Source organism: Micromonospora sp. NPDC049799 (assembly GCF_040656655.1).
GTDB lineage: Bacteria > Actinomycetota > Actinomycetes > Mycobacteriales > Micromonosporaceae > Micromonospora.
On the sequence record NZ_JBFAMU010000722.1, the window covers coordinates 1 to 1,970 of the forward strand.

Here is a 1,970-nt window from a genome sequence, read left to right on the forward strand (position 1 = left end):
GCCGCCGCCGTCGCCTGGCTGATACCGCTCGGGGTGCTCGTCGCCACGTCGCTGCACGCCCCGGTGGCCGCGGCGACGCGGGGGTGGTGGTCGGCCCCGCCCAGCCTGGCCTCCTACCGTGAGCTGGTCACCGGCACCGAGCTGTGGCGCACCCTGGGTGTCACGGCGGTCCTGACCGTGGTGGTCACGGCGGCGGTCCTGGCGGTGGCGCTGCTCGCCGCGTACCCGCTGGCGTGGCTGACCGGTCCGGCGGCGCAGGCGACCGGGTTGTTCCTCATGGCCGCCTGCGTCGTACCGGTGCAGGTGATCGCCGGTCCGGTCAACGAGGTGCTGGGCGTGGTGCTGTCGTCGGGCACCACCCGGGGCCTGGCCCTGGTGCACATCGCGTTGGGGGTGCCGTTCGCCGTCCTGGTGCTGCGCAACGCCTTCGCCGACCTGCCCGCCGAGCAGGTACGGGCCGCGCGGGTCGGCGGGCGGCACTGGTGGGGAACCCTGCGGCTGCTGGCGCGGCACAACCGCCCGGCGGTGATCGCGGTCGCGGTGCTGGAGTTCGTCCAGGTGTGGAACGACCTCGTGGTGGGCCTGCTGTTCAGCGGGCCGGGCGCGGCTCCGCTGGGGCTCTTCCTTGCCGGCCAGACGCGGGGATTCGTGGCCAACAGCGGCGGACTCGCCGCCGCCTCGGTCATCGCCTCGGTCCTGCCGGTGGTGCTGGTGGTCCTGGCCCGTCGGCACCTGGTCGCCGGCCTGGTCGCCGGGGGTGTCCGGTGACCGAGCCGCAGCCGCCGACGCGTCGCCCGCGCCGACCGGGACGGCTGAGCCTGCTGCTCGCCGTCGGTGGCGTGCTGGGCGGTACGGCCAGCGCGGTCCTCGGTAACGTCACCGGGAACCTGCTCACCGACCTGTCGAAGGCACAGCTGGGCTCCGCGAGCGCCGCCGTGATCGTGCTCGGCCTCGCGGCCGGCATGCTCGTCGAGTGGCGGCGGCAGCGGCAACGCCCCACGGAGGGGGACGACCCGGCGGCGACGTCGACGGTGGAGGCGCCGACCCTGCCCTGGCCCTCCGGGTTCACCGGGCGGTCCGCGGACGTCGCGGCCGTCGTCGACGCGTTGGGGCCGAAACACGCCGTGGCGGTGGTGGGCCGCCGGGCCGTCGGCACCTCCTCGTGCGCGATCCAGGTCGCCAACCTGCGCCGGGACGCCTTCCCGGACGGGCAGTACTACCTGGACCTGCGGCGGGACGGCCGGGCGCGGTCGGCCCGGGAGGTGCTGACCGCCCTCGCCCGCATCCTCGGGACCCGGCCACCGGCCTCCGGGCGCACCGACGACCTGGTTGGAGCCGCCCACGAGATCCTGGGGAAGATCGACGGCCGGAAAGTCCTGCTCGTGTTGGACAACGTGGACGATCCGGACCAGGTCCGGCCGCTGCTGCCGCCGACGGCCCGGGACTGCCGGCTGCTGCTGGCCGGCACCGGGGCGCTCGCGGCCGTGAACGGGGTGACCGCGTACGGGCTGGTGGAACCGGACACCGACGACGCGGTGCAGCTCTTCGCCGCCGCCGGTGCCACCGCGCCGGTCGCCCGACGGCACCGGCCGGACCCGCGGACCGATCCCGCCGTACGCGCCATCGTGGAGCTGTGCGGACGGCAGCCCCGGACGGTCGCCGAGCTGGGTCGGCGTACGGCGCAGCACGGCTGGCGGCACGGCGACGTGCTCGACGCGCTCCGCCGGGCCGTCGACACGCCTCCACACCAGCAGATCGCCGTCTCCCCCGCGACGCTGCTGGTGACCGGGCGGGACACCGCGTACCGGGCGTTGGGCGGGGAGGCTCGCCGGCTGTGGCGGCTGATGTCGCTGAGCCCGGTGCCGCTGGACCGCCCGACGATCGCCGCCCTGTCCGACCGGCCCGTGCGCCGGGTCGGCACGCTGCTGCACGAGCTGGCCGCCGGCGGGTTCGTCGACGGGGCGGACGGG

The 1,970-nt window shown here is 76.1% G+C and carries 2 protein-coding genes; both read left to right on the forward strand.

Annotation, left to right across the window (positions count from 1 at the left end):
• The coding region (locus AB0I76_RS28735; RefSeq protein ID WP_357041929.1) for a hypothetical protein at positions 1–768 on the forward strand (768 nt) is incomplete at its 5' end.
• On the forward strand, positions 765–1,970 hold a 1,206-nt coding region (locus AB0I76_RS28740; protein ID WP_357041932.1), incomplete at its 3' end, for a hypothetical protein. The genes AB0I76_RS28735 and AB0I76_RS28740, both read left to right, overlap by 4 nt.